The organism is Solibacillus sp. FSL W7-1464 (assembly GCF_038004425.1).
GTDB lineage: Bacteria > Bacillota > Bacilli > Bacillales_A > Planococcaceae > Solibacillus.
In genome coordinates this window covers 1,981,252-2,006,952 of record NZ_JBBORC010000001.1, presented here as the reverse complement: position 1 = coordinate 2,006,952, position 25,701 = coordinate 1,981,252, and the positions used below count along the sequence as shown (strand labels likewise).

Sequence of the window (25,701 nt, the reverse complement as noted above, 5' to 3'; positions counted from 1 at the left end):
AATAATTCAAACTTTTTACAAGGCGTTAATTTTTCAGCATTAATTTTGCGATTTCTTCATCAAATCCGTCATCCCGTTTTAATAATTCATCAATGACGAGTGCCTGGCGTTCTTTCGAATGACCTTGGCTTAATTTTGCTGCAGCATCAATGGAACTAATCCGTATTTTAAATGGCACAATCCCTTTCAATAAGCCGGTCATATATTTGGAGTCAACCGCATTTACATCATAGGTGCTATTTGGAGTTTCATATTTTTCAATTAAATGGTGAAGAGATAGACGGATTTCTTCTTCATCTTCCATCATTTCGATAAGCCCCTTTACATGGACCGCTACATAATTCCAAGTTGGTACTGAATCTTTTGTTTCATACCAGGAAGAAGAGATGTAGCTATGAGGGCCATTAAAGACGGCGAGCACCTGTTGATCGAGAATATCTTTCCATTGTGTGTTGGCACGTGCAAAATGCCCGTATAGAAACTTTCCGTCTTCACTTAAATAGAGTGGTAAATGAGTGGCGGTCGGTACCCCTTGATGAATGGAAACTACTGTCGCAAAACTATACTCATTAATGAGTTGACGAATTTTTTGGTTATCTGTTAATTGATACTGCTTTGGAATATACATCGTTTTCCCTCACAAATGTTTTGTCATAATAAAATCAATTTGTTCTTCTTCACCCATGAAAAATGAATGAGAGCCTGTCTTCTCAAAGCCAGTTTTCTCATAGAAAGCAATGGCATTCAGATTTTTTTCCCATACGCCGAGCCAAATTTTGTTTTTATTCTTTTCATTGGCCAGTTTAATCGCTTCATCCATCAATACTTTCCCTAAACCGAGTTTCTGAAAACGGCTTAAAATATAAATTCGTTCTACTTCAAGAGTATCTTGCCCTGACTGTTCTGACTGTGCTTCATCTGCATTGACTTTTAAATAACCTGCCAGCTCATCATTTACATACAGTAACTTAAATAGTGAGTGTTTATTTTCAAGCTCGGTTGTCAGTTTTTCTGCTGAAAAAGCATCATTCAAATAAGCTGTCATACTCTCTTCGCTATTTTGCTCATGAAACGTCTCGTAAAACGTATCCCGGCTGATTGTTTGTAATGCGTCTAAATTTTCGGTAGTACAATGTATTAGTTGAATGTTCATTATAATTACTCCTTAATAATTGCGTTTTTTTCCTCGCTTTACATTTTCCCAGTCTTTTTCAATGTTTTTTCGCATTTTGTTTAATGCAGTAGCAAGTTGGGCTTTTTCCTCTTCAGAAAATCCCGACATGGCTGTATTCTCAGAATGTTTATGTTCATTCAGTATAGAAGGGTAAATTGCTAAAGCTTTGTTTGTTGGATACAGTTTTTTTATTTTTTTATTAACCTGATCATCCCGTTTTTCGATAAAGTTATTTTTTTCAAGCTTTGCTATTGCACGGGCCGCTGTTGTACGGTCTACTTTAATTAAATCTGCCAGTTTTTCCTGAATAATTCCGGGTTGTTCACAAATACGAACGACATACAAATATTGCCCTTTTGTTAAATCAAATTCTTTAAATTCTATATTGCTAATCGAATCAAGTGCACGGGCTATCATCCCGATTTCACGTAATAGAGTGATCTCTTTCAGCTCCTTTTAAGTGTGTAATATAAAATGCAACTACACATTTAGCGTAAAAGATTATTGTTGCAAATGCAACAAAAAATAAATGCATTCTTGTATTAAATAAACTTGGGGAACTGTATTGACAAAACATTCTATCTATTGTTATAGTTGGAATAACTAATGGAGAAAGATGGTGATGAATATGACTAAATTACATGAGATTGAATCAATGCAATTATGCTTGTCATATGACATTCGCCACAATAGTGCCTTCTAATACAGAAGAGTCACGCTTCTTTACTGTGCGTATGAAACCTTATGACGGGCAAAATTGCTGGTCATAAGGTTTTTTTTGTTTGCCTGAAAAACAAATAAACTATCATACGCCATTAGGAGGCAATTCCATTGAATTTACAACAATTAGGTTTTACAACATTTTTTGATACACAACTACAAACATTATCAATTGATATGACGACAAAGCTTGTGGGCCGCGTCATCCTCGAACATAAACATTCCTACCGTGTCCTGACAGAACAGGGGGAGTATTTGGCAACGGTGTCAGGAAACTTTGCTTACCATGCCTTATCAAGAAAAGATTACCCGGCTGTCGGTGATTTTGTAATCATCGAACAAATGCCGGGAGAAGAACGTGCCATTATTCATCATTTATTTGATCGAAAATCCAAATTCACAAGAAAAATGGCAGGTCTTGAAGTCGATGAACAAATCGTGGCGACAAATGTAGATCTCATTTTTCTTGTCATGAGTTTAAATGATGATTTTAATATCCGCCGCTTAGAACGGTATTTAGTAGCTGCATGGGATTCAGGGGCAACACCGGTTATTGTATTAACGAAAGCGGATTTATGTGAGGATGTCACGCCGTTTTTAAAAGAAATTGAATCGGTTGCTTTTGGTGTGGATATGATGACGGTGAGTGCGCAGACTGGTGAAGGAATGGCTTCATTACATGCCCTGTTAACTGAAGGGAAAACTGCGGCATTACTCGGTTCTTCCGGTGCAGGGAAGTCAACACTTACGAACGCTTTGCTAAACACAGAACAAATGAAAGTATCCACAATCCGTGAAGATGATGCAAAAGGCCGTCATACGACGACACACCGGGAACTTGTTGTTTTACCATCCGGTGCTTGCCTGATCGACACTCCTGGAATGCGGGAGTTGCAGCTTTGGGATCAGGGAGACAGTCTAAATACAAGTTTTTCCGATATTGAACAGCTTTCAGAAAACTGCAGGTTCCGCGATTGTAAGCATAAAAATGAACCCGGTTGTGCTGTTTTGCAGGCAGTTGAAGAAGGAGCGCTTGATGCTGGAAGGTTGACGAGCTTCTTTAAACTGCAGCGCGAACTTGCCTATATCGAGAAAAAAGCGAATACAGATGCCCAGCTTGCCGAAAAACGTAAATGGAAGCAAATATCAAAAAGCATAAAGAAAGCGAGATAAATACAAGCAGGTGCACAGACTTTGTGCATCTGTTTTTTGTGCGGTCTGTTAGTTTGAACAGTCATTGAATATAAGAAGGATTGGGCTATAATAAATGGAGTAAGGAGATTGCAGCGCCATTATCTTTTCAAAAAATCGAATTGGAATTTAGTAACTAACACTAGTCATCGCTTACTTAACAGGTAAGCGTTATTTTCATTTTCACGTTAAATGCAAATCCTGCCTGAATAATGAATCGTTTCCTTTAAAAAATGTATATTCGTGTCTCAAAACTTTAATTGAAGGGAATAGGAAAATAGTAGAAGAAACTAGTAATTTATAACATTTAACAGTTGCTTCCTCTTAAAATTAAATAATGAAAAGAGATGAATTTCATGACAGTCACTGGTATTTTAACCGTCACCTTATTTGCTTTGAACATACTACTTGCCCTCGTATTAATATTCATCAGCCGAAAAAGCGCTTCATCTACATGGGCATGGATATTCGTGCTCTTTTTCTTGCCGATTTTTGGTTTTATTCTGTATTTACTTTTAGGACGGAATTTACAGAAGAAACATTTTGTACGATGGCATGCAGTACAGCAGGAGGAATCACTTGATGCATTTCAAAATCAGAAAATTGCATTGGAAGAGGGAACATATGAATTTCCGAATGCCATTACAAAAAAACATGAAGCACTAATTAAGATGAATGTTGATTATAACCATTCATTACTGAGTTCAAAAAATGATGTCACAATACTGTCTGAAGGGAAAGAAAAATTCCGTTCGGTCATTGAAGATATCGAAAATGCAAAACAGACCATCCATATTCAGTACTACATCTATAAAATGGATGATGTCGGTAAAAGTATTTTTAATGCCCTCGTTAAAAAAGCAAAAGAGGGCATTGAAGTGCAGATGATGTACGATGATCTAGGTTCACGGACATTACGGAAAAAGGATCTGAAAAAATTAACGGATGCCGGCGGACAGGTGGAAGCGTATTTTTCATCTTATTTTAAGCTGTTTAATCCGCGTATCAATTTCAGGAATCACCGGAAGCTTATTATTATTGACGGAAGGATTGGATATATCGGAGGGTTTAATGTCGGGAACGAATACGCCTGTCTGGATGACGATATCGGATATTGGCGCGATACGCATCTGAGAATCGAGGGTAATTCTGTCTACAACATGCAGGCGCATTTTCTATTTGACTGGTACCAGGCGAGAAAAGAAGAGCTGACTGAAATCGAACAAAGATATTTTCCAACGTTTACAGTTGATGCGGACACACCTGTTCAAATCGTATCGAGCGGCCCTGATACGGATTTTGAATCGATTAAAAACAGCTATATCCGGATGATTTTAAGTGCCAAAAAGTATGTTTATATTCAATCTCCGTATTTCGTACCGGACGAGCCATTTATGCATGCGGTTCAAATTGCTGCTTCATCAGGCGTTGATGTGCGCATTATGACGCCCGAAGTAACCGATCATGCTTTCGTATATGGAGCCAATTCAGCATACAGCGGCGACTTGTTGGAGGTTGGCGGTCGGGTATACCGTTATAAAAAAGGCTTCCTTCATGCAAAAATGATTGTCATAGACGATGAAGTGGCGACAATTGGTACGGCCAATATTGATGTCCGCAGTTTTAGCCTGAATTTCGAAATTAACGCCATTCTTTATGATTCCAATTTGGCGATACAGTGCAGGGAGCTGTTTGAAGCAGATATTGAGGACAGTTTTGAATTAACGAAGGAGCAATATGACGAACGTAAAAATTGGACAAAAATTCGGGAATCCGTTTCGCGTTTAATATCACCGATTTTATGATAAAGGAGCTAGCCGATCACAAAGGCTAGTTTTTTATTTCTAAAACCGAAATATTTTCGAGCATTTCACCTTACTTTTTAGTAAAATAAGAATTGAAATACAATTCAGAAAGTGGGTAATGAAATGGTGAATGTTAAATATCCTGAAGTTTGGGATTTGGATGTGTTTTTTCCTGGCGGTAGTGCTTCTCCACAATTAATCGAGCATATTGAAAGTTTGACACCTAAACTGGAAGTATTAAAAGAGAAAATCGACAAATTCGAAGTACCACATAATAGTGACGCTGCATTGGAAATCCAATCGATACTGGAAAGCATCAAAGAAGTAATGCTGCATATTTCCCAGGCAGGGGCGATGCTTTCTTGCTTAACAGCACAAGACACGACGGATCGTGATGCATTACTACTGCAAGGCCAATTATCCGGCATTGCGGCAAATTTATCGCCGATCCTGGAAAGCTTCAATCAAAAATTGGGTAAAATCGAGCAGTCAATTTTCGAAGCATTATTGCAGACAGAAGAATTGGCTCAATTCGAATTCATCTTAACGGAATGGCGCGAAAAATCGAAAGAATCATTATCCGAAGAAGAAGAAGCGCTAATCTCAGCATTGGGTGTTGATGGTTACAGTTCTTGGGGCCAGCTTTATAACATGCTGATCGGCGATATTAAAGTGGAAGTAGAAGTGGATGGCGAGAAGAAATTACTGTCAGTAGGACAAGCGAACAATTTAAGTTCACATAAAGACCGCACAGTGCGAAAAGCGGCATTTGATGCTTTGGAAAAAGTGTTTACAGAGCGGGAAGAGTTCTTTGCAAAAACATTGAATCACTTGGCAGGTTTCCGTTTAGCCGTCTATAAAAAGCGCGGCTGGGACTCCGTTACAAAAGAGCCGCTGCAAATTAACCGTATGAAACAGGAAACAATCGATGCGATGTGGGGCGCCATTACATCCCGTAAGGCAACATTTGCAGGCTATTTGCAGCATAAAGCAAAACTGTTAGGTACAGAGCAATTGGATTGGTTTGACTTTGATGCTCCGGTCACGGATTCGACGGCTACAATGTCCTATCAAGAAGGTGCCGAGTTTATCCTGAAGCATTTCGGCCGCTTTGGTTCAGAAATGGAAAGCTTTGCACGTACGGCGTTTGAAGATGGCTGGATTGAAGCGGAAGACCGTGATAATAAACGTCCTGGCGGTTTCTGTACAGGAATGCCTTTATCAGAGCAATCTCGTATTTTCATGACTTACTCCGGCACGATGTCTAATGTTTCAACACTGGCACATGAACTGGGACATGCTTTCCATTCGTATGCACTGCGCCCTGTTCATCCATTGAACCGCCGCTATGCAATGAATGTCGCCGAAACAGCTTCAACGTTTGCAGAAATGATTGTTGCAGATGCAGCAGTTGAAGAAGCAACAACCGAACAGGAAAAGATTGCGTTACTGGAAGATAAAATTCAGCGTTCAGTTGCTTTCTTTATGAATATCCATGCACGTTATTTATTTGAAACGCGTTTTTATGATGAACGTAAAAAAGGCATTGTATCAACGAAACGCTTGAACGAACTGATGGAAGAAGCTCAAATTGAAGCACATGCGGGCGGGTTAGGTGAAACACATCCGCACTTCTGGGCATCAAAAATGCATTTCTATATTACAGGTGTACCTTTCTATAACTTCCCGTACACATTCGGCTATTTATTCTCATTAAGCATTTACGCGAAAGCAAAAGAAGAAGGTAAGGGCTTTGAAGAAAAGTATATGGCTCTGTTGCGTGACACAGCGGTCATGACAGTTGAAGAATTGGCAATGAAGCATTTAGGCGAAGACATTACGAAAGAAGAGTTCTGGCTAAAAGGAATCGCACTTTGTGAAAAAGATGTCGAGGAGTTTATTGCGTTAACATCGAAATAGGTTGCAAAAAGGGGCTGTGAAAAAACACAGCCCCTTATTTATATTCTTTTATAGTATCGATGATTTTATAGCGGTTTTTTGTGCAGCGTAAACCCTACTGTATCCGCATCACGGATTGTGATCGTATACGTACCGCTTACCTGGTCGTGCCTTACATCAATATTGTCCAATCCTTTATCGTAGCGGAAGAGAATTTCACCTTCTGCCGATTTATAGACAACATGCAAATCATCCCGTTTCACTTCGAATGTAGGCGTGAAGTCTGGATTGCGGTCGGTAAATTCATTGATAAACAATTTGGCGCCTTGTTCAACGAAATCCTCCCGATTCTCCGGTGGTGCGATCGCTTCATAAATATTATGAACCGATGCGTCGAGCTCGATATATTTACCGTGTTCAAATTCCTCGTCAATCGCTCTTTGTAGATGGTGAGTCTCCTCTTCATTGATCGATTCCGCGATTTTTTCATATAATTCCTTCATAAGCATTTTTGTTTTCTTTTTGTCGGACGCGATCGGAGTGGCCTGCAGGAAAGTTTCCATGAAAAACTTTGCCGGTTCGCCATCCGATTGCTTGTCCAATACATAAACATTTTCTTCGAGCGGATTATAATTCATTCGAATGAGTGCACATTTTTGTACACGGCTGGATGCATCAGGCAAAATATTTTCGATTGTTTTCAAATGCAATGTTTCCAAATCAATCTGTACCGCGTCTTTTGGATCGAGCTTCAACAGTAGAATATAATCTTCACCAATCAGTTCGATATGCGCGACAAATACCGAACCATTACTGTTCGATACGGTTTGCATAATTTGATACAGTTTATTGGATAAATCATTGGCCAGCGATAAGAAGTGGGTATCATCAGGATATTCTACATAACGGTTCATTTTTGTCAGAATATCATTGTCACGGTCTAAAAATTTACATGCAACAGATTTCGGACTATTCATCGTTGCATCTATGTAGGATTCAAAAAACTGATTATACACCTCAGATTGAAGTGCGGATAAATCCATTGTTTCACTTGCAGACACAAAACGGCTTTGCTGCATATCCAGCAATGTAACAGCCATCCGTTTCATTTGGATCGATAATATTGTTTCAACTTCATTCATCTTTACATAGCTCCTTTTAAATTCCGATTTTTCAAGTATAGCGGACATCAGGAGAATTTGCACGGACTTAAAATCAGTTTACAAACGCGAACATATGTGTTATGATTGTTTTTGTGCTATTTTAGATAGTGCTATAAATGAATTGGCATTTCTGCTAGTGTTTTTGAAGACACTTATTCACACTGGCGCAAGCTTCAGGGCTGCAAGGACATAGTAGCAGGTTGGGACTATGTTGCTTAAGTTAGAAGAGATTAGTAGAATTTTACCGCGGTTAAAACTGGAGTTGTGCACTCCGAATAAATATAAATTCCCCGGATGATCGGGTTGAGACTTTCATTTATTTATAAATCTATCTATTAAATACTAAAGGGGTCCCCAATACTTGGGGGCCCCTTGTCCAATTCTCCAAATAAAAACCATCCAAACCGGTTTGGATGGCACATAAAAATTAGTAGTCCTTGAAGCGAAAATTAACTTCACAATTACCGGTATGACAGCTTGTTCATTTATTACACCAGCTTTCAATAAAAATACACAAATTGACCAGTAATAATTGTCCTTTTCAGTAATAAATACATAATCTTCACTCAAAAGGTAGGCATTAATTCATTTGGAATATAGTAGTGACAATCATTTCCATTCACATTATGATTAGTGTGAAGGGGGGATAGTTATGAGTTTAATTCTACGTTTAAGCAATGATGAAAAGGTAGAGATGAAAGCCAGTCTTGAGGAATTCGAAGAAATGTATTTAAAAGATGACGGTTCCTTTCATTCTGGTTATATAAGATTCGTGTTAAATGAAGGAAAAGAAGAACAATCAGAATTAATATTTACAAACCACATTGTTTCTATAGAAGAGGTAAAGTGATACTCAAAGTCATATCCAAACGGATGTGGCTTTTTCTAGTACACTCAAACATTGAAAGATCGATGATGATACACGAGATAAATTAAATGCCAATCATCGTCCGAAGAAGAAGAAAGATTATCCAAACGTGATTGGGAAGAAATTATGGGGACGAATCTTGACCGTTACCACAAGGTGAATGGAAAAGGGAGGAGGAAATGAAAAAGAGTACGCATATCACGCACTCGTTCTCATGTGTAAGTCATCCTTTTGGTGGGTAAGGGTCATTACCGTGGCTATTTTTGTCACGGATTTGTCCGCCTTGTTTGTGTATTACTACTTCAGATTGTTGGGTTTTTGCAATGACAGTGGCCGCTTCTATAGCTTCTTGTTGTGTATCATGTCTAGAAGTAGCTCTATCGTTGCCAGCGCCTTTCACTTGCCAACCGCCATCTGGATGAGGGATTACGTGTTGATCAGGTATAATATTCACCTCCTATTCCTTTATGTAAAAATTATTTTATCAAATCTATTAGAAAAATTGGAACATTAATAGAATAAAGGGAGAGAAGGAGCATTTGAATTGGTAGTTGAAATTGATAAATCAGTATTAATTGAAATAATGGAAGAGCTTGTGGAATTAAAATTTCTAACTAAAGAAAATTTTTTAAATTAATTTTTAAGGAAAAAGTATTTAATTATCCCGAAATTTCATCAGAGGAAGTAGAAGCAAATGGAGAAAAGAGTGAAGAAGAATCGTTGGAGGTCGCTTACAGAATACATAAGCTATCTGACATAATTGAATTCCTCTACGGCAATTGTAGAGTTCTGCTTTTTTCATCTTTATAAACATGCCCACCAAAGCGTGAATTTTGATTGTGGGGCTAGCCCCAAATTGCCCCATAAAGAAACATCAATTTACTTTATTCTGCAAAGTTGATGAAATAAGAGATACCCTAGAAATATGATGAATAAAAGATTCTAGGGCGTATTGATGTTGCTTAGAGCATAATAAAGTTATTAGTCCGTGAAGCATAAAGAAGTCATATACCCAAGCATTAGTAATAATCCAAGACCCATAACAATGTCCATTTTTTACAACCTCCCTTAATATAACCTACAATATCTTCCTTTTTTATTGTACAATGATTACAATAAAGATGAAACTATTTGTTGAAATATTCGTATATATTAAGTAAGAGCGTTTTAAAATTATACATAATAAAAGTGGGTGATAGACTTGAAAAAATGGATCTACAAATCTCTCGTTGTTTCTGTCGCATTATTATCATTTGGTTTAATTACGCCAAAGCATGAAATTTGGGCAAATTTTGATGAAGACCGCCTTGGCAAATCGGTTTTGGACCGGCCAAGCGACAACCATATTTCAGCTGCCTATCAGTTGGATGATATTATCGTTGATGAAAAACCGCTGCCAACAACCGATGACTTTGTGTCCGCCGCAAAAGAACAATCATACATAAAATTTGGAACAAAAGTCGGACCGGTTATTGAACAACAATTCGAAACAAACATTTTCCCGAAAATCGAAGAAGCGATTGCAATGACAGTGGAACGAGTTGGCGATGAAAAACTGCGTAACTTAACAGTTTCCGAAAAACCGAGTGGAGATTACTCGGAAAAAATCTTCCATATTGTTGACAGCCAATCGAAATCAGACGTAATCCGTTTCCATGTACGAACAGAAAATCGTCCTTTCGATGGCTACTACTACAATTTCCACTATCATACGTTTGAAGACAACTATTCAAAACATTACGACCTTGGCGAAATTTACTGGAGCAAAAACACACCGCCAAAATGGTTATCATAGCAAAATAAAGCACCCGCCTATTGGTCGGGTGCTTTTTTATGTCTTAAAACATTGATATATAAGTATTTCTGCTTTAAGGAGATATTGAACTGGAGCCGGTTGAATAGTCTATTTACTTGTTGTGATATTCACATCCAATAGAATACTATCCCATTCAACAGTAGCGCCTAAAGCTTCACTGATAAAGCGAAGTGGAACCATTGTTGTATTTTTATAGGATTCGGCAGGGTGAGATAAACTTATTGAACTACCAACGCCATCTGTAGTGACATAAGCCGTTTTATTACCTACTGCAAGGGAAATCTTTTTAGAGCCCTTGTGAGCTGTGATTGTTTTTGTATTGTTGTTGTAGTCTACAGATGCCCCTAAGCCTTCAAAAATAGCTCTCATCGGAACTAATGTTGTACCATTCTTCATGTAAGCACTTGGATCATAATTTTTCCAAGCGTTGTCAATATATACATCCACTGTAGTCAGTAAAGGTTCAGGGGTAGGAGTGTATTGGTGCTTTATGTAATTACTTGAGCTGCTGGAATTCGAACTGTTGCTTTGTGATCCCGAACTACTGCCCCCGTTATGGTAGTGATATCCACTACATAAGCCTTTTGATATGGATTTTTGACTGCAATTATGACCTCCTTTGGCATCCGTTCTGCCAGAATGGGCTTCTGCAAACGGACTAGCCATAATAATTAATACAAAAATGGTTAAAGCAGAAATTAATTTTTTCATTGATATCCTCCTTATCGATAAGTACTTTTCTATTATAGGGATAAATAGTCATAATTACTATAAAATTGGAATAATATATATTTTTATTATGAAAAAAGTATTTATTGAAAAGTGTAGGAGGAAAGAGATAAGCAAGCTTTTTTTATGTCTGAGATCAATGAAAGATTGTTTTCATTTTGTTTTGATATTTTACAGTTACTGAGAAAGGGCGGTATAAGTATGCCGAGGCTTTTAAGTAAAATGATAATGCCTGATCCATTTGTAATGAATGAAGATACAGTAAATAATTCGGTATGGGAATTTCTGAAACTGAAAGGGTTTTCTAGTCCTAACCCATTGAAAGCGAACTAGCAAGGTATTGACGTGCAAGGGACAAAATTGGGATGGATGATTTATGTCGAATCTAAAGGATCCCATGCAAATAATCATGATAGCAACACAGTATTTGGACAGGGGCAAATAAAAATTCATACCTATAATCAGATAGGTAAGCTCATGGAGTATAAAAACATTGGTAACGAAAAATCTTTATATGTAATGGCAAATCCGGACATTCCCAGAATTAGAAATAGAGTTCAAAAAGTAGTGGATTCACTCAATAATTTACAATTTATTAGGTTTTGGATACAGGAGAACAAATCAATAATAATCGAGTACCCCCATTCCTTGGAAAATGATTTAATACACTTAGGTATAATTGAAAAATCGGTCCATTATACTGAATAAATTCAACAGATCGCCAAAATGGTTATCATAGCAAAATAAAGCACCCGCCTATGAACTGCACCCCATTTGTTAGACACGATACTAACGAATGAGGTGTTTTTTTCATGGCTAAAATGAGTTCCGAACAAAAATTAGCAGCGGTTGAACGCTATTTAACGAGCAGGGAAAGTTCCAGAGCCGTCGCTGCGGAGTTTGGTATTTCACATCGTTATTTACTCACGTTGACGAATCAATATCAAAAGAATGGTGTAGAAGCGTTCGTCAGACGATGTACAAATTATACAAAAGAATTTAAACTAGACGTACTTAACTATATGACTGAACATGGTACGTCCCTTAATGAAACAGCTGCGATTTTTAAAATTGCAGGTGCTTCATCCGTACGAAATTGGAAAAACCAATTCGAAACTTTAGGAGAGGACGCCCTTCAGCCAAAGAAAAAGGGGCGTCAATCCATGAAAAAAGCATCAGCTAAACAATCTAAGAAAGTAGTAACAGAAGGCTCTACAGAAGCACTTCAAGCACGTATTCAGCAGTTAGAAATGGAGAACGCGTATTTAAAAAAGTTGAATGCCTTAGTTCAAGCCAAGGAAGCATCACCACGAAAGACAAAGTAAAAGTCATTTGTGAATTAAGGGAGATTTATTCGGTGAAAGCACTTGTAGCGTACGCAGAAATTCCACGCAGTACGTTTTATCAAATCGCAAAGAAATTAGATTTGCCTGATCCAGACACGAAATTAAAAGACGATATTCAAGCCATTTATAAGGAACATGATGGTCGTTATGGCTACCGTCGTATTCGGGATGAGCTGGCGAATCGTGGGCAAAAAGTGAACCACAAAAAGGTACAGCGCCTCATGAAAGAGCTTGGCTTGAAATGTTTGGTGCGTATGAAAAAATATAAATCGTACAAAGGCTCAGTGGGCGAAATTGCCCCAAATATTTTAGACCGCCAATTTACAGCGGAAGCACCAAATGAAAAATGGACAACGGATATTTCAGAGATTAAATTATTTGGCGAAAAGCTGTATTTATCGCCAGTTTTAGATATGTTTAATGGTGAAATTATTACTTATACAATCGGCTCTAGACCTACTTTCTCTCTTGTTTCAGAAATGTTAGATAAAGCATTAGAGCGTTTGCCAGAAGACCACCAGCTACTCATGCATTCCGATCAAGGCTGGCATTATCAAATGAAGCAATATCGCCATGCGCTCCAATCAAGAGGCATTGTGCAAAGCATGTCACGAAAAGGCAACTGTTACGACAACTCGGTGATGGAGAATTTCTTTGGCATCATGAAATCAGAATTCCTTTACTTAAAAGAATTTGAAAGTATTGAGCACTTTAAAGAAGAGCTCGAAAAATATATTCATTATTACAACACGAAACGTCTAAAGGCCAAATTTAAAATGAGTCCGGTACACTACCGAACTCATTTTACCCAAGCTGCCTAAGCGAAATAACCGTGTCTAACTTTTGGGGGTCACTTCACTATTGGTCGGGTGCTTTTTGGAGCTTTTAAAGCCTTGTTTTATTTCTCGATTTTCTTCTTTCCGGAATTAGCTGCAAAAATTCCACTAACTAATGCAATAATGATTGCTATCCATGTCCAAAAACTCATTATTCACCCCGATTAAACTTATTTGCTACTTTCACTATACAACTTTTCAGTATAAATTCCAAAATGATCCATCAATAACAGAGCATATTCTGCTGTGCTGTTTTCTGTTGAAGCATTACTTTTACTAAGTATGAGAATATAAGATCCAAACCATTTAATTGGGAATTAAAAAATCCAGGACATCATTTTAAAAATAAGAAATTTAAGCTTAAATAATCTTCGTTTGGCCAACCTTAATTTTAAGGAGTGGTGAATTTGGAAAACCGGTTTTTCTTAGGGTTATTTAATGGCTTGATTTTAAGTGTTATATTATGGACCTCAATTTTCGGATGGATAAAAATAATTACTGGTTTATTATAAGTCATCGTAATATTCGGAGAAGGGCTACCCAACATAAGTTTTGGATACCTTAAAAAGACCAGGTACTCATTACTGAGCCTGGTCTGTTTCTTTATTAGTTTTATTACTTTTCGTTATTGTCGCTATTGTTGCTTTTGTTCTTTTGCTTTGCATATTCTGAGAAATCCGCTTCTTTCCCGGCTTCCATATTATAGTTCGGTCTGTTCGTTGCTCTTGTATGCGTAACGGTAGCATTGTCTTCTTCGTCAAGATTCTTCATTAACAGCGGAATGCATGCAAGACCGGCAAGACCGACAAGTGCATAAACAATTCGTGATAATCCGGCAGTTTGTCCGCCAAATAATGATGCGACTAAATCAAATTTGAAAAAGCCGATAAGTCCCCAGTTAATTGCCCCAATAATGACAAGTACGAGGGCAATTCTATATAATGCGCCCATTTAAAAACATCTCCTTTATTTTAGATAAAGAAGTTCATTCGGTATGTAATAACACATACTGAAGAAATTCAAGTATCTATTTCTGCTCGTATTTTTCCCGGTAACCATTTGTTTATACTTCTTTTTTTAAAAAGAAAATGTATCAAATGACGAATAAAAATGTGCTTTGGAAAATAAAAATAAATAAAAATAGGAATTAATATCCGGAGTAAAAAAGAGGAGAATATATAGTTCGGAATTCGTAGAAAATAAAGCAAAAGTTATTTATTTAACGTTGGTAATAGAGTATCCGGCAATTTATCATAATATTATTATGCGACAGCAAAGTGTACCTTTATTTTTGAAATAAATTTACGAAAAATTTAAAAATTAAAGGTGAATTTTTATGTAACTCAAGGTATAATATTTGTATACTATAGTAAAAAGGAGGACTGCCGATGATAACCGGTCAGTTAGGGCGAGCATTCCAATTAGCGGAAAAACATAAGCTCGACGTAAATACAATTTTGGAATTAACAAAAATTATTGCGAAAGAAGTGAATGGTACTCAAAAAATTGAGGACAAAATTTTACTGCAAATGATTCAAATTCTTGAAAACAACAAAACATTACTTAGGGAGGCAACATAAAAATTGACGCAAACGATTGAGCTATACGATGACTTAGACACATTTGACTAAAGGCGCTACTCAGCAGACGAAATACGAGTAGCGCCTTTTATTATGCACTTTTTAATACATACATATCGATTTCATTGTGACATTTTAAATTTCTAAGTAGTCTTTTCGGTTCGATTTTACGGATTAGGTGTTATTCTTACCATAAGTCTATATAATAAACGAAAGAACATTCTTTAGGAGTGAATACATTGGCACATGCAGATCATACATACTTAAATTTATTGCAATATATATTGGACAACGGTACCGATAAATCGGACCGTACAGGAACAGGAACACGCAGCGTTTTCGGCTATCAGATGCGCTTCGATTTACAGGAAGGCTTTCCGCTATTAACCACTAAGCGCGTACCATTCAAACTCGTAGCAAGTGAACTTCTTTGGTTTATAAAAGGTGATACGAATATCCGTTATTTACTTCAGAACAACAACCATATTTGGGATGAATGGGCATTTAAAAAATGGGTAGAATCAGAAGAGTACAGCGGGCCTGATATGAGTGACTTTGGTAGACGCTGCCTTACTGATGTAGCATTTAATGAACGGTATCAAACTGAGTTATCTTCATTTTGCGAACGTGTTTTACAAGATGATGAATTTGCTGCGAAATATGGGGATTTGGGCAATGTTTACGGGAAACAGTGGCGTAACTGGACAACTTCCGAGGGAGAATCGATCGATCAATTACAAGATGCAATCGATTTAATTAAACATAATCCGGATTCGCGTCGCATTATCGTGAATGCATGGAACCCGGAAGATGTGATCGATGCGGGAGGAAAGGGCAGTAAAGCTGCTTTGCCGCCATGTCACGCAATGTTCCAGTTTTACGTGGCTGATGGGAAATTAAGCTGTATGCTGACACAGCGCAGTGCTGATTCATTTTTAGGGGTGCCTTTCAACATTGCAAGCTATGCATTGCTGACGCATTTAATCGCCCATGAATGTGGTCTGGAAGCAGGTGAGTTTGTGCACAGTATGGCAGATACCCATATTTATTCAAACCATTTTGAGCAAGTTAAAGAACAGCTTGCACGTGAGCCGAAGCAATTGCCGATCTTGAAGTTAAATCTTGAAAAGCAATCGATCTTTGATTTTGAAATTGAAGATATTTCGCTGGAAGGCTATCATCCGCATCCATCAATTAAAGCACCTATTGCAGTATAAAGGGGGATCACAATGATTTCATTAATTGTTGCACATGATGAGAACAGGGTCATTGGCTATCAAAACGATTTGCCGTGGTATTTACCTGGTGATTTGAAATATTTTAAAGAAATGACAATGGGAAAACCGATGATAATGGGCCGTAAAACATACGATTCCATTGGACGCCCGCTGCCGGGACGCCGAAATATTGTCATTACAAGAAATACAGACTTTGCAGCCGATGGAATTGAAGTGGTTGGAAGTCTGGAAGAAGCTTTGTCACTTGTTGAAGGTGAAGAAGAAGTAATGATCATTGGCGGTGCGCAAATATTTGAGCAGTCAATGGAAATTGCCGATCGATTATATATTACGCTGATCAACCATAGTTTTAAAGGTGACACTTATTTCCCGTCATACGATGACTGGAAACAAATCTCATGCCTCGAGCCTATCGAGTCCGACGCAGGATACACTTTCCAGTATTGCATTTATGAAAAATGAATTTTATAGAAGAAGGACGTGCCGAATGATTAAATCCGGCACGTCCTTTGCTTTTAAATTAAGTAAATATATACACAAGCCACCATGCATCCGCATCCTGCGATAACAAATAAATGCCAGATCGCATGATTGTACGGAAGGCGTGTCCAAGCGTAAAATATCGCGCCGAATGTAAATAGCAGCCCGCCGATAAGCATGAGCATAAAACCATCAAACGTCAAATATTCATATAATGGTCGAATGGCAAAAATAATAAGCCAGCCCATGAAAATATATAGTATCAATGATAATTTTTCGAATCGATGGATGAACAAACATTTGAACACAACGCCCAATATGGCAATAAACCAGATAATACACAGCATGACAATTCCTGTTACGCCACCGATTGCTACAAGTAAAAACGGGGTATAGGTACCCGCAATCAATATGTAAATTGAAGAATGGTCCAAAATGGAAAAGAACCGTTTATATTTTTCCGGAACACTATGTAATAATGTCGACATTAAAAACAGTAAAATCAATGATGAGCCAAAAATAGCGTAGGAAGTTATATGTAGGGCGGTACCGTTTACAGCTGAATGAATAATTAATAGGATGCACGCAGGTATACTGATGGCAAGACCTATACCATGTGTTATGGCATTCCAAAGTTCTTCTTTCCAGTTTTTGTAGTCAAATGCGTCTAAATTGTGCATGAGTCATCACGCTCCTTTATATTAGTATAGTTCCTAACTAAAATATTCGTGATAGATGGTTGTCATGATGTTATACTGCTATATGTCATATGTAAATAGTGATAAACGGGGACATTCTTCAATGACAAATGTCATATTGGTAAACAATTATGATTTCTTTATAATAGTAAGGAAGATAGAAAAAGGATGTGTTTTCTTTGAGTCAAATTCATATCGTAACAGATTCAACTTGCGATTTAACAGACGCGGAAATTCAGGAACATGGAATTCATGTAGTACCATTAACAGTACAAATTGATGAAAAAACGTATACAGATCGTGTAAATTTGCAACCGGATACATTTATTGAATTATTAAAAACAGCAAAAGAACTTCCAAAAAGTTCTCAGCCGTCTCCCGGTGTATTTAAAGAATTATATGACGAGCTTGGAAAAGATGGATCAAAAATTGTATCAATCCATATGACAGGCAGTATGAGCGGTACATATCAGTCAGCCAATCAAGCTTCACAAATGAGTGATTCTGACGTAACCGTAATGGATTCGCGTTATATTGCTTTTGGTTTGGCTTTTCAGCTTCGGGAAGCGATCCGTCTGCGTAATGCGGGTGCTACTGTGGAGGAAATTGTTGCGGGTGTGAATCGTGTACGTGAAAACACACGTCTTTTTGTTGCATTGGACACGCTGGAGAATATGGTAAAAGGCGGCCGAATTGGAAAAGGTAAGGCTGTCGTTAGTTCTTTATTGAATATTAAGCCAATTGGTCACCTGGATATCGGGGAAGTGACGATTTGTGCAAAACCGCGCAGCTATAAGCAAGTGGTGAAATATTTAATGAGTGAATTTGAAAAGGATACTCAAGGTAAAAAAGTGGCTGGTGTCGGCATCTCTCATGCGAATGCAATGGATACATTAGTGAATCCGTTGATTGAACAGGTAAAATCATCGGGTTATACAGGTAAAGTGGAAGTTGCCTTTACGTCACCGGTAATTAGTACACATACAGGTGAAGGTGCAATCGGCTTTATTTATTATACAGAATAGTTCAAAGGTAATTCTAAAGGATTTTCACTTTAGAATTACTTTTTTTATAAACTGAAAAAAATATTTTCTGATATATCACTATTTTTATAGGCAAATCATTCCTAAAGGCGGGGAAAATATTTTATAATGAAATAACAAAATAAAAAGGGGGAAGTTGCATGTGGCGGTTAGTACTCACATCATTAGCTGTCATTTTCTTGTCCGCATGCTCCGTTACAATTGACCCACAAATAGAAGAAGCACAACAATCCGACAATTCATCCAATGAGTTGTCTATATCAGAAACAGAAGCCGAAAACGAAGAAACAATCAATACGAGCTTTTTTGATATTATAAATGATGTATTTCAACTAGACTGGTCTGATCGTAAGGAAGAAGATGCACAATCGGTTTATTATTTAGCGTTAGGCGATTCCCTTACGCGTGGTGTTGGAGACGAAACCCAGGATTATGGCTACACGATTCGTCTCCAGCAGGAGCTGGAAAAATGGCCGATGGTAGAGGAAGTGGAACTCGATAATCGAGGTAAAAATGGTAGACGCAGTGACCAGCTGTTAAGTTTACTAGAGCGGGGCCACTATGAAGAAGAGCTCCAAAAAGCAAATCTGATCACGATTACACTTGGCGGTAATGATGTCATGAAAATTGTAAAAAAGAATTTGTTTTCAATGAAAAAGTCTATGTTTGATAAGGAATTGCCACGATTTGCTGAGCGCTACGAGCAAGTTATTGCCGAAATTCGTAAAGTAAATCCTGATGCGCCGATTATTTTAGTTGGGTTTTATAATCCCTTTTCAATCGTAGTCGATGAGATAACACCTTTTGATCCGATTATATCGGAGTGGAATGATGAAATCGAAAAGCTTGCTGCCACAGATGAAAATGCGTGTTTCGTATCTGTAGAGGATTTATTTGTATCAAACGAGGATATGGTATATCATGTAGACTTCTTTCATCCGAATAGCACAGGATATGATCGTATGACAAGACGCATCATTGAAACAATGCAACAATGTGATATTGAGCAGATGTCAGACGGTTTATTAGGATTTGAGGAGTGAGAAGATGAACAAATGGAAAGTCGCATTTTTATTATTGGCTGGAGCAGTACTCATAACATTTGCCACATTGCTGTATTTAATAACTGCTGATGTTAAACAGGCAACCGAACAGCCGCCACTCCCTGTTGAGGGCAATATATTGACTGTGGAAACGACAGCTAAAGAATTCGAAGCAATCGCAAAACAATATTTATCGGAAGCTATGAACCAGTCACCGGTACCGGTAGAGCTGACAGTGGATGATAAAATTTATTTATACAGTACACTAACTGTTTTTAATATCGAATTACCGATACAGATGGATTTCATTCCTGTTGTAAATAATGGTAATATTACACTGAATCAAGAGGCTGTCCATGTGGGCAAAGTAAATATTCCTCCAAAAACCGTCCTGAAAATGATTGATGATGCGGTTAATTTTCCAAACTGGATAACGGTGAAACCAAATGACGAGGAAATTTATGTTGATCTGTCGCGCATCAATATCGCTAGCGGTTCAAGAGTGCGCGCTAAGGAAATTGATTTACCGAATGATAAAATAGAGTTGGAAGTAGTTATTCCAAACCAGACGAAGTAAATAGGAGGTAATGTTAATGGCATATGAAAAAGCGACATTTGCAGGGGGCTGCTTCTGGTGTATGGTAAAGCCGTTTGATCAACAGCCCGGGATTATAGAGGTCGTTTCTGGTTATACGGGCGGGCATGTTGAAAACCCGACATACGAACAAGTATGCAGTGAAACAACAGGCCATCTGGAGGCAGTTCAAATTACGTTTGATCCTGAAATTTATCCTTATGAAAAACTGGTTGAACTTTATTGGACACTGATTGATCCGACAGATGCGGGCGGTCAATTTTATGACCGTGGCGAATCATACACAACGGCGATTTTTTACCATGATGATGTTCAAAAGCAGATTGCGGAACTATCTAAGTCCAAACTGGAGGCGAGCGGAAAATTCAAATCACCGATTGCCGTTAAAATTCTTGAAGCAAAGCCATTTTACGCAGCAGAAGCTTATCATCAGCACTACTATAAGAAGAACCCGGCACACTACGAACGCTATTCTGTTGGTTCAGGGCGTGCAGGATTTATTGAAAAACACTGGGGGGCGAAATAAATGAATAAAGAGCAGCGTTTGAAAGAGTTAACAGATATGCAGTATCATGTTACACAAAACCAAGGAACGGAACCTCCATTCCGCAATGAATACAATGATGTTTTCGAAGATGGTATATATGTGGATATCGTTTCAGGAAAGCCGCTTTTCAGCTCAAAAGATAAATATGATGCAGGCTGCGGCTGGCCATCTTTTTCAAAGCCAATTGAAAAAGTAGAGGTGACCGAGCATTTTGATACATCACACGGTATGCGTCGTGTAGAAGTCCGCAGTAAAACAGCTGATTCCCATTTAGGTCATGTATTTCCGGATGGTCCGCAAGAATTAGGTGGATTGCGTTATTGTATTAATTCAGCGGCAATGCGCTTTATTCCTGTAGAGGATCTCGAAAAAGAAGGTTACGCTGAATATAAATCATTGTTTGAATAAAAAAACTCGCTTATGGATGTCCCATGAGCGAGTTTTTTATATTATATTTTAAATTCATTGACAACACTTCGAAGGTGATCTGCTTGTGATGCCAATTCCACAGCAGATGCATTAATTTCTTCCATAGAGGCAGATCCCTGAGATGCGGCAGCTGCACTTCGTTCCGTATTGACAGCAGTATTGTCTGCAATCGCGGCAACATGTACGAACGATGTAGTTACACCTTGGCTATTATTTAAAGTTTGTTCAATCTGAGCAACCATCTGTGTTAAAATATCAGATGTTTTTTCTGTTTGCAGTAATATATTTTGTAAAGAACTGGTCGTTTCATTCGTCACATCCACACCACGGATTACTTTTTCAACCCCTGTATGATTTTGCTCAATAATGGACTTGACTTCTGCTTGAATGGATCCAACGATGGCCGATACTTCTTTCGCAGCCTTTTGGGATTGTTCGGCAAGTTTACGAACTTCAGCCGCTACAACAGCAAAACCTCTTCCATGTTCTCCTGCCCGAGCAGCCTCAATCGCCGCATTTAATGCAAGTAAGTTTGTTTGTTCGGCAATCGCTGTTATTGTACTGATAATAGAAGTAATATTTTTGGATTTTTCCCCTAATTTTTCAACTGTATCAGAAGTTGTAGCCATTGTCTCTTCGATTTCAAGCATGACAGTTGATGAATGGTTCACCGATTTGCTTCCTTTATGTGCAGCCTCTTTCATTTCAGATGCAGCTTGCTGAACTTCTCGTGCCTTTTCATCTAATACGTGCATCGATTGTTCCAATTTTTGCATTTCATTTCCCGCATTTCCGATACTGGTTAAAATTTCACTGCTGTCACTCGCGATGTTCATCGTAGAATCAGCAATAAAATCTATTGTTCGAGCATTTTCATCTGCAAGTGCCATTAATTCCTGTGAACTTCCGGATACGTTTTCGGCTAGGCTTGAGACACGTTTAACCAATGCGGATATCGAGTCGATTAAAATATTTGTGGAATCACCTATAATTGAAAATTCGTCCTTTGTTTTCACATTCACGCGCCGTGTCAAGTCACCGCCAGCCTGGGCGATATCCAGAATCGATTCATTAATCTTTTTCGTATTTCTCCGTATTGATTTCGATAAAATATAACCTAATGAAATTGTTAAAATAACAGCAACTCCTGTTAGGGCAGAAATCATTATTTTAGAGGCGAATGCAAACTGTTCCAAGTCTGAAATAGTTTTTTCATTGCGCTGCTCAAGTATTTGAATCAATTTACCCGTGTTTTCATCAATATAACTTTTGAAATTTTGACTTCCGCTATTGGCAAAAAGTTTGGCGGCATTTTCATAGCCATATTTTTGACGCACTTCAATTGTCGATTTAGAATAGGATAAATAATTAGCGTAAAACTGTTGGATTAACCCGACAATTTTGAGTTCTTCATCCTGATTTTTGAATGACGCTTCAACAGATGTTAAATTTGTATGTATTCGTTCCTTTGTCTCTTCATATAATTGAAGAAATTTTTCGTCACCTGTAATTAAGTAAGTTTGTTCATGGCTTGAAAGCTTTGCAATATCTGAAGCTAAACTGTTAATATGCATTTGCTGCTGTAAATTTTCTTCTGCAAATTCTCGCAAGTTTTTTTCCAAATTTGTTATATTAATATACGACAAAATTTGCATAGCGATAATTATTGCCATTAAAATAGTGAAAGTAAGTAGAATTTTACCTCGTATTAAATGAAAAAAGTGAAATGAGGCTTTCGGATTAATAAATTTTTTCCTTAGTTTTTCTTTATCAGGTTTAGTTTTCTTGCTTTTTCGCAAATTATTCACCACTTTCTGAAAAATCAGTATTTAACTATTTTACTACATGGATAGGAAATTTACACTATATATTGTGAAAAATATATAAAGGAGGGAAAAAATTGAAAAAATCATTTTATCATTTTGCACTTACATTTAGAGGAGGGGAGTGGTCGGACGAAAAGGTGCGTTTTGCCGAAAGTATGTTTCACGATCACGCCTTTCCAAAAATGTCCGACAGCTTTGAAGAACTCACAAATTATATAGAATTTCAATCCGATGAATATATGACGATAGGCGCTTTTGACCAATTATGGGACCTGTATGAGAATAAATTTTCATTATAAGCAATATTTTGCATGCTAAACGTCAGATAGGGTATATTGAAATAGGACGTGCCTTCGTAAAAAAATTCGTTAATTTGTCCAAATATTGTTTTTTCTTCAATTTTTTTGAGAAGCAAGACGTCTAACGATTGAATGTTTATTCGAAAACGTTTACAATTTAGAAGAATTATGATGAAAAGAGGTTTTTAGATGAGCGTTCATATTAATGCCAAAAAAGGCGACATAGCAGAAATCGTACTATTACCAGGAGATCCATTGCGTGCAAAATATATTGCCGAAACATTTTTAGAAGATGTTGTACAATATAATGAAGTACGTAATATTCTTGGCTATACAGGTACGTATAAAGGGAAGCGCGTTTCTGTACAAGGGACAGGCATGGGTGTACCATCTATTTCAATTTATGCGACTGAGCTAATGCAAGAATACGGTGTCCAGAAACTGATCCGTGTAGGTACTTGTGGTGCGATCCAAAAAGACGTGAAAGTACGTGACGTTATTATTGCACAAACTTCATCTACAGATTCTAACATGAATCGTGTTGTTTTCGGGGGGACAATCGACTATGCACCTACTGCGGATTTCGATTTATTACTGAAAGCTTACAATGCTGCAAAAGAAGCGAACTTAAACGTACGTGTAGGAAATATCTTCACTGCTGATATGTTCTATTCTGACGAAGCACAAAACGAAAAACTAGCGCAATATGGCGTATTAGCAGTTGAAATGGAAACATCTGCACTATACACATTAGCAGCGAAATTCGGCCGTCAAGCTTTAACAGTACTAACAGTATCTGACCACATCCTGACAGGTGAAGTAACTTCATCTGAAGAGCGCCAAACTACGTTCAATGACATGATGGTAATTGCGTTGGAAGCGGCGATTCAAGACTAACAGTGATTAAAAGGGCTTTGATCCCTTAAAACTAGAGGCAGGCGACCAAAAAGGTGGCTTGCCTCTTTTTATCTTTTTAAATCAAGTGATTTTATGTCGATCAGGTTTTGAACAATGAACAGGCTGGGACATAAGTAGAATTACCAGTGACTAAGAAGGAATTCTTTATTAAGAAACGGATATTTCGGAAAATTGATTGGAATGCAGGGCGACTCCTACGGGAACAGCACGACGCCTGAGACGTTCGTGTAAGGCCGTGCCCGTGGAAAGCGTCCCGGAATGGAAATCAATTTTAACGCTTAGCAAAAAAACACTATTTTCCTCTCAGAGGAAAATAGTGTTTTTGGGTTATGTTCCGGCCCCTTTTGTTTTATTTTCCGATTAATAACCAACCATATCGGATGTTTGAAACTAGGCGCGTAATCATCCAACTAATGGCTGTAACCACAACGGCTGTAATTAGCTGCCATGAATGAAAGACGACAGGTGTACCACCTGGTATCAACAATCTGGTGAAAATCAGGAAGAACGGATGGAATAGATAAATGCCAAAAGACATTGCTGCCAATCGGTTTAAAAAATCAGTTAACTTATAATTATCTATACTGATGACCATTTTTCCAAGCCAAATACACATAAATCCGCCCGTTAGTCCAAGAGCGGTATAAAAGCCATCCAAAATAAGCGTACGGTAGTCAGATGGTGGTAGCCAGTTACTTAACGTATTCATTTGTAATGTAATATCCCCGATTATTAGTGTGATTGCTGAAATTAAAAATGCTGCTACTATAAAAAATGATAGCCACTTCTTTGAACGATTCCAGTTTTCATCCAACCGCAAATAATGAAAACCAACTGCAGCACCTGTTACGAAGAAAGGTAAATAAGAAATAAAGTAGGAGCCGCGTGATGTAACAACGAAATAATTTTTGTTTAAGTAATACCAAGCAAATTGAATGATAAGTGAACCAATCAAAGCAGGCAATACTTTCAAATTGAATTTTTTAAATATAAACAAAATAAACGGAAATATTAAATAAAATTGAATAAGTACAAACAAAAAGTATAAATGCATATAGACTTTTCCGGTAAATAATTGCACCGTAAATGTTCTTACTGCTTCTACGGCCGTGTAATCATAGTAAATCATCCACTTACCGATGAAATATAAGAGTGAAATCGATATATACGGGATAATAATATATTTCATGCGTTTAATGTAAAAGGCTTTAATCGTTCCAAAATTGAAATCCCGATTCCGGTAACTATACAGCAAGACGAGTCCACTCAAGAAAAAGAATACCGGAACACCAAGTTTACCTAGTGTATTGAAGCTTGAATACATATAAAACATATTCGTGCCAACTTCCATTGCACCTAAACCAGATGAACTAAAATGTACAAATAGTACTGCGAACATAGCAAATGCTCGAGCGAATTGCACTTCTTCTAATTTACGATTCATAAGCATCTCTTTCC

26 protein-coding genes are annotated in these 25,701 nt (G+C 37.6%); 16 read left to right on the top strand and 10 right to left on the bottom strand.

Features of this window, described 5'->3' with window-relative positions; all coding sequences use genetic code 11:
- Positions 1-25: 25 nt before the first annotated feature.
- The 3 genes from MKZ25_RS09775 to MKZ25_RS09765 are packed head-to-tail and all read right to left on the bottom strand — an operon-like array spanning position 26 to position 1,624.
- Positions 26-628 carry an FMN-binding negative transcriptional regulator gene (locus MKZ25_RS09775; RefSeq protein ID WP_339176522.1) on the bottom strand — a complete coding sequence of 201 codons (603 nt, stop codon included), beginning with the start codon at positions 626-628 and terminating at the stop codon, positions 26-28.
- Between the two features lie 9 nt (positions 629-637).
- A complete protein-coding gene (locus tag MKZ25_RS09770) occupies positions 638-1,153 on the bottom strand; it encodes a GNAT family N-acetyltransferase (protein WP_339176521.1) in 516 nt (171 codons plus the stop codon).
- A gap of 12 nt (positions 1,154-1,165) precedes the next feature.
- Positions 1,166-1,624, bottom strand: a complete 459-nt coding sequence (locus tag MKZ25_RS09765) for a MarR family winged helix-turn-helix transcriptional regulator (RefSeq protein WP_339176601.1) — start codon at positions 1,622-1,624, stop codon at positions 1,166-1,168.
- 381 nt (positions 1,625-2,005) lie between these two features.
- Between MKZ25_RS09765 and rsgA the strand changes: the two genes are divergently transcribed.
- The 3 genes from rsgA to MKZ25_RS09750 all read left to right on the top strand — a co-directional run bounded on the left by rsgA (position 2,006) and on the right by MKZ25_RS09750 (position 6,810).
- Positions 2,006-3,067 carry a ribosome small subunit-dependent GTPase A gene (gene rsgA / locus MKZ25_RS09760; RefSeq protein WP_340801293.1) on the top strand — a complete coding sequence of 354 codons (1,062 nt, stop codon included), beginning with the start codon at positions 2,006-2,008 and terminating at the stop codon, positions 3,065-3,067.
- Between the two features lie 374 nt (positions 3,068-3,441).
- Entirely contained in the window at positions 3,442-4,890 is a 1,449-nt protein-coding gene (gene cls, locus MKZ25_RS09755) for a cardiolipin synthase (protein WP_340801292.1), read from the top strand.
- Between the two features lie 123 nt (positions 4,891-5,013).
- The gene (locus MKZ25_RS09750) at positions 5,014-6,810 is read left to right on the top strand and encodes a M3 family oligoendopeptidase (protein ID WP_340801291.1); all 1,797 of its coding nucleotides are present in this window, start codon (positions 5,014-5,016) and stop codon (positions 6,808-6,810) included.
- A 65-nt stretch (positions 6,811-6,875) separates the two neighbouring features.
- Here MKZ25_RS09750 and MKZ25_RS09745 read toward each other — a convergent pair whose 3' ends face one another.
- Entirely contained in the window at positions 6,876-7,931 is a 1,056-nt protein-coding gene (locus tag MKZ25_RS09745) for a nucleoid-associated protein (protein ID WP_340801290.1), read from the bottom strand.
- A 673-nt stretch (positions 7,932-8,604) separates the two neighbouring features.
- Between MKZ25_RS09745 and MKZ25_RS09740 the strand changes: the two genes are divergently transcribed.
- Complete coding sequence (locus MKZ25_RS09740; protein WP_340801289.1) at positions 8,605-8,802, top strand: hypothetical protein; 198 nt, start codon at positions 8,605-8,607, stop codon at positions 8,800-8,802.
- Positions 8,803-9,043: 241 nt separating this feature from the next.
- Here MKZ25_RS09740 and MKZ25_RS09735 read toward each other — a convergent pair whose 3' ends face one another.
- Positions 9,044-9,274 carry a DUF2188 domain-containing protein gene (locus MKZ25_RS09735; RefSeq protein ID WP_340801288.1) on the bottom strand — a complete coding sequence of 77 codons (231 nt, stop codon included), beginning with the start codon at positions 9,272-9,274 and terminating at the stop codon, positions 9,044-9,046.
- Positions 9,275-10,021: 747 nt separating this feature from the next.
- On the opposite strand from MKZ25_RS09735, the gene MKZ25_RS09730 reads away from it, so the two are divergent.
- The gene (locus MKZ25_RS09730; RefSeq protein ID WP_340801287.1) at positions 10,022-10,615 is read left to right on the top strand and encodes a YpjP family protein; all 594 of its coding nucleotides are present in this window, start codon (positions 10,022-10,024) and stop codon (positions 10,613-10,615) included.
- 108 nt (positions 10,616-10,723) lie between these two features.
- Here MKZ25_RS09730 and MKZ25_RS09725 read toward each other — a convergent pair whose 3' ends face one another.
- Positions 10,724-11,347: a copper amine oxidase N-terminal domain-containing protein gene (locus MKZ25_RS09725; RefSeq protein ID WP_340801286.1), complete on the bottom strand. Its 624-nt coding sequence runs from the start codon at positions 11,345-11,347 to the stop codon at positions 10,724-10,726.
- 830 nt (positions 11,348-12,177) lie between these two features.
- Between MKZ25_RS09725 and MKZ25_RS09720 the strand changes: the two genes are divergently transcribed.
- Positions 12,178-13,532, top strand: a protein-coding gene (locus MKZ25_RS09720) for an IS3 family transposase (protein WP_340801285.1) whose coding sequence is annotated in 2 segments (ribosomal slippage) — positions 12,178-12,631 and positions 12,631-13,532 — 1,356 coding nt in all. Because the reading frame shifts where the segments join, the coding sequence is not laid out codon by codon here.
- 630 nt (positions 13,533-14,162) lie between these two features.
- Here the strand turns inward: MKZ25_RS09720 and MKZ25_RS09715 are convergent.
- Entirely contained in the window at positions 14,163-14,498 is a 336-nt protein-coding gene (locus MKZ25_RS09715; RefSeq protein ID WP_340801284.1) for a DUF378 domain-containing protein, read from the bottom strand.
- 437 nt (positions 14,499-14,935) lie between these two features.
- Here MKZ25_RS09715 and MKZ25_RS09710 point away from each other — a divergent pair, with 437 nt between their 5' ends.
- From MKZ25_RS09710 to MKZ25_RS09700, 3 genes are all read left to right on the top strand, one after another.
- Positions 14,936-15,127, top strand: a complete 192-nt coding sequence (locus MKZ25_RS09710; RefSeq protein ID WP_340801283.1) for an ABC transporter permease — start codon at positions 14,936-14,938, stop codon at positions 15,125-15,127.
- Between the two features lie 239 nt (positions 15,128-15,366).
- The gene (locus MKZ25_RS09705) at positions 15,367-16,344 is read left to right on the top strand and encodes a thymidylate synthase (protein WP_340801282.1); all 978 of its coding nucleotides are present in this window, start codon (positions 15,367-15,369) and stop codon (positions 16,342-16,344) included.
- A gap of 12 nt (positions 16,345-16,356) precedes the next feature.
- Positions 16,357-16,827: a dihydrofolate reductase gene (locus MKZ25_RS09700; protein ID WP_340801281.1), complete on the top strand. Its 471-nt coding sequence runs from the start codon at positions 16,357-16,359 to the stop codon at positions 16,825-16,827.
- 53 nt (positions 16,828-16,880) lie between these two features.
- On the opposite strand, the gene trhA is transcribed toward MKZ25_RS09700, so the two are convergent.
- Positions 16,881-17,525, bottom strand: coding sequence for a PAQR family membrane homeostasis protein TrhA (gene trhA, locus MKZ25_RS09695; RefSeq protein WP_340801280.1), 645 nt, complete (start codon positions 17,523-17,525; stop codon positions 16,881-16,883).
- A gap of 197 nt (positions 17,526-17,722) precedes the next feature.
- On the opposite strand from trhA, the gene MKZ25_RS09690 reads away from it, so the two are divergent.
- The 5 genes from MKZ25_RS09690 to msrB all read left to right on the top strand — a co-directional run bounded on the left by MKZ25_RS09690 (position 17,723) and on the right by msrB (position 21,179).
- Positions 17,723-18,568, top strand: a complete 846-nt coding sequence (locus tag MKZ25_RS09690; protein WP_340801279.1) for a DegV family protein — start codon at positions 17,723-17,725, stop codon at positions 18,566-18,568.
- A 158-nt stretch (positions 18,569-18,726) separates the two neighbouring features.
- On the top strand, positions 18,727-19,629 hold the full coding sequence (locus tag MKZ25_RS09685; protein ID WP_340801278.1) for a GDSL-type esterase/lipase family protein: 903 nt from the start codon (positions 18,727-18,729) through the stop codon (positions 19,627-19,629).
- 4 nt (positions 19,630-19,633) lie between these two features.
- A complete protein-coding gene (locus tag MKZ25_RS09680; protein WP_340801277.1) occupies positions 19,634-20,206 on the top strand; it encodes a YpmS family protein in 573 nt (190 codons plus the stop codon).
- A gap of 16 nt (positions 20,207-20,222) precedes the next feature.
- A complete protein-coding gene (gene msrA, locus MKZ25_RS09675) occupies positions 20,223-20,750 on the top strand; it encodes a peptide-methionine (S)-S-oxide reductase MsrA (protein WP_340801275.1) in 528 nt (175 codons plus the stop codon).
- On the top strand, positions 20,751-21,179 hold the full coding sequence (gene msrB, locus MKZ25_RS09670; protein ID WP_340801274.1) for a peptide-methionine (R)-S-oxide reductase MsrB: 429 nt from the start codon (positions 20,751-20,753) through the stop codon (positions 21,177-21,179).
- A 41-nt stretch (positions 21,180-21,220) separates the two neighbouring features.
- On the opposite strand, the gene MKZ25_RS09665 is transcribed toward msrB, so the two are convergent.
- A complete protein-coding gene (locus tag MKZ25_RS09665) occupies positions 21,221-23,008 on the bottom strand; it encodes a methyl-accepting chemotaxis protein (protein ID WP_340801273.1) in 1,788 nt (595 codons plus the stop codon).
- 92 nt (positions 23,009-23,100) lie between these two features.
- Between MKZ25_RS09665 and MKZ25_RS09660 the strand changes: the two genes are divergently transcribed.
- Both MKZ25_RS09660 and deoD read left to right on the top strand, forming a co-directional pair.
- Positions 23,101-23,325, top strand: coding sequence for a YozE family protein (locus tag MKZ25_RS09660; protein WP_340801272.1), 225 nt, complete (start codon positions 23,101-23,103; stop codon positions 23,323-23,325).
- Between the two features lie 189 nt (positions 23,326-23,514).
- Positions 23,515-24,222, top strand: a complete 708-nt coding sequence (gene deoD, locus MKZ25_RS09655) for a purine-nucleoside phosphorylase (RefSeq protein WP_079526826.1) — start codon at positions 23,515-23,517, stop codon at positions 24,220-24,222.
- Positions 24,223-24,592: 370 nt separating this feature from the next.
- Here the strand turns inward: deoD and MKZ25_RS09650 are convergent, their stop codons facing one another.
- Positions 24,593-25,687 carry an acyltransferase gene (locus MKZ25_RS09650; protein WP_340801271.1) on the bottom strand — a complete coding sequence of 365 codons (1,095 nt, stop codon included), beginning with the start codon at positions 25,685-25,687 and terminating at the stop codon, positions 24,593-24,595.
- Between the last annotated feature and the right edge of the window lie 14 nt (positions 25,688-25,701).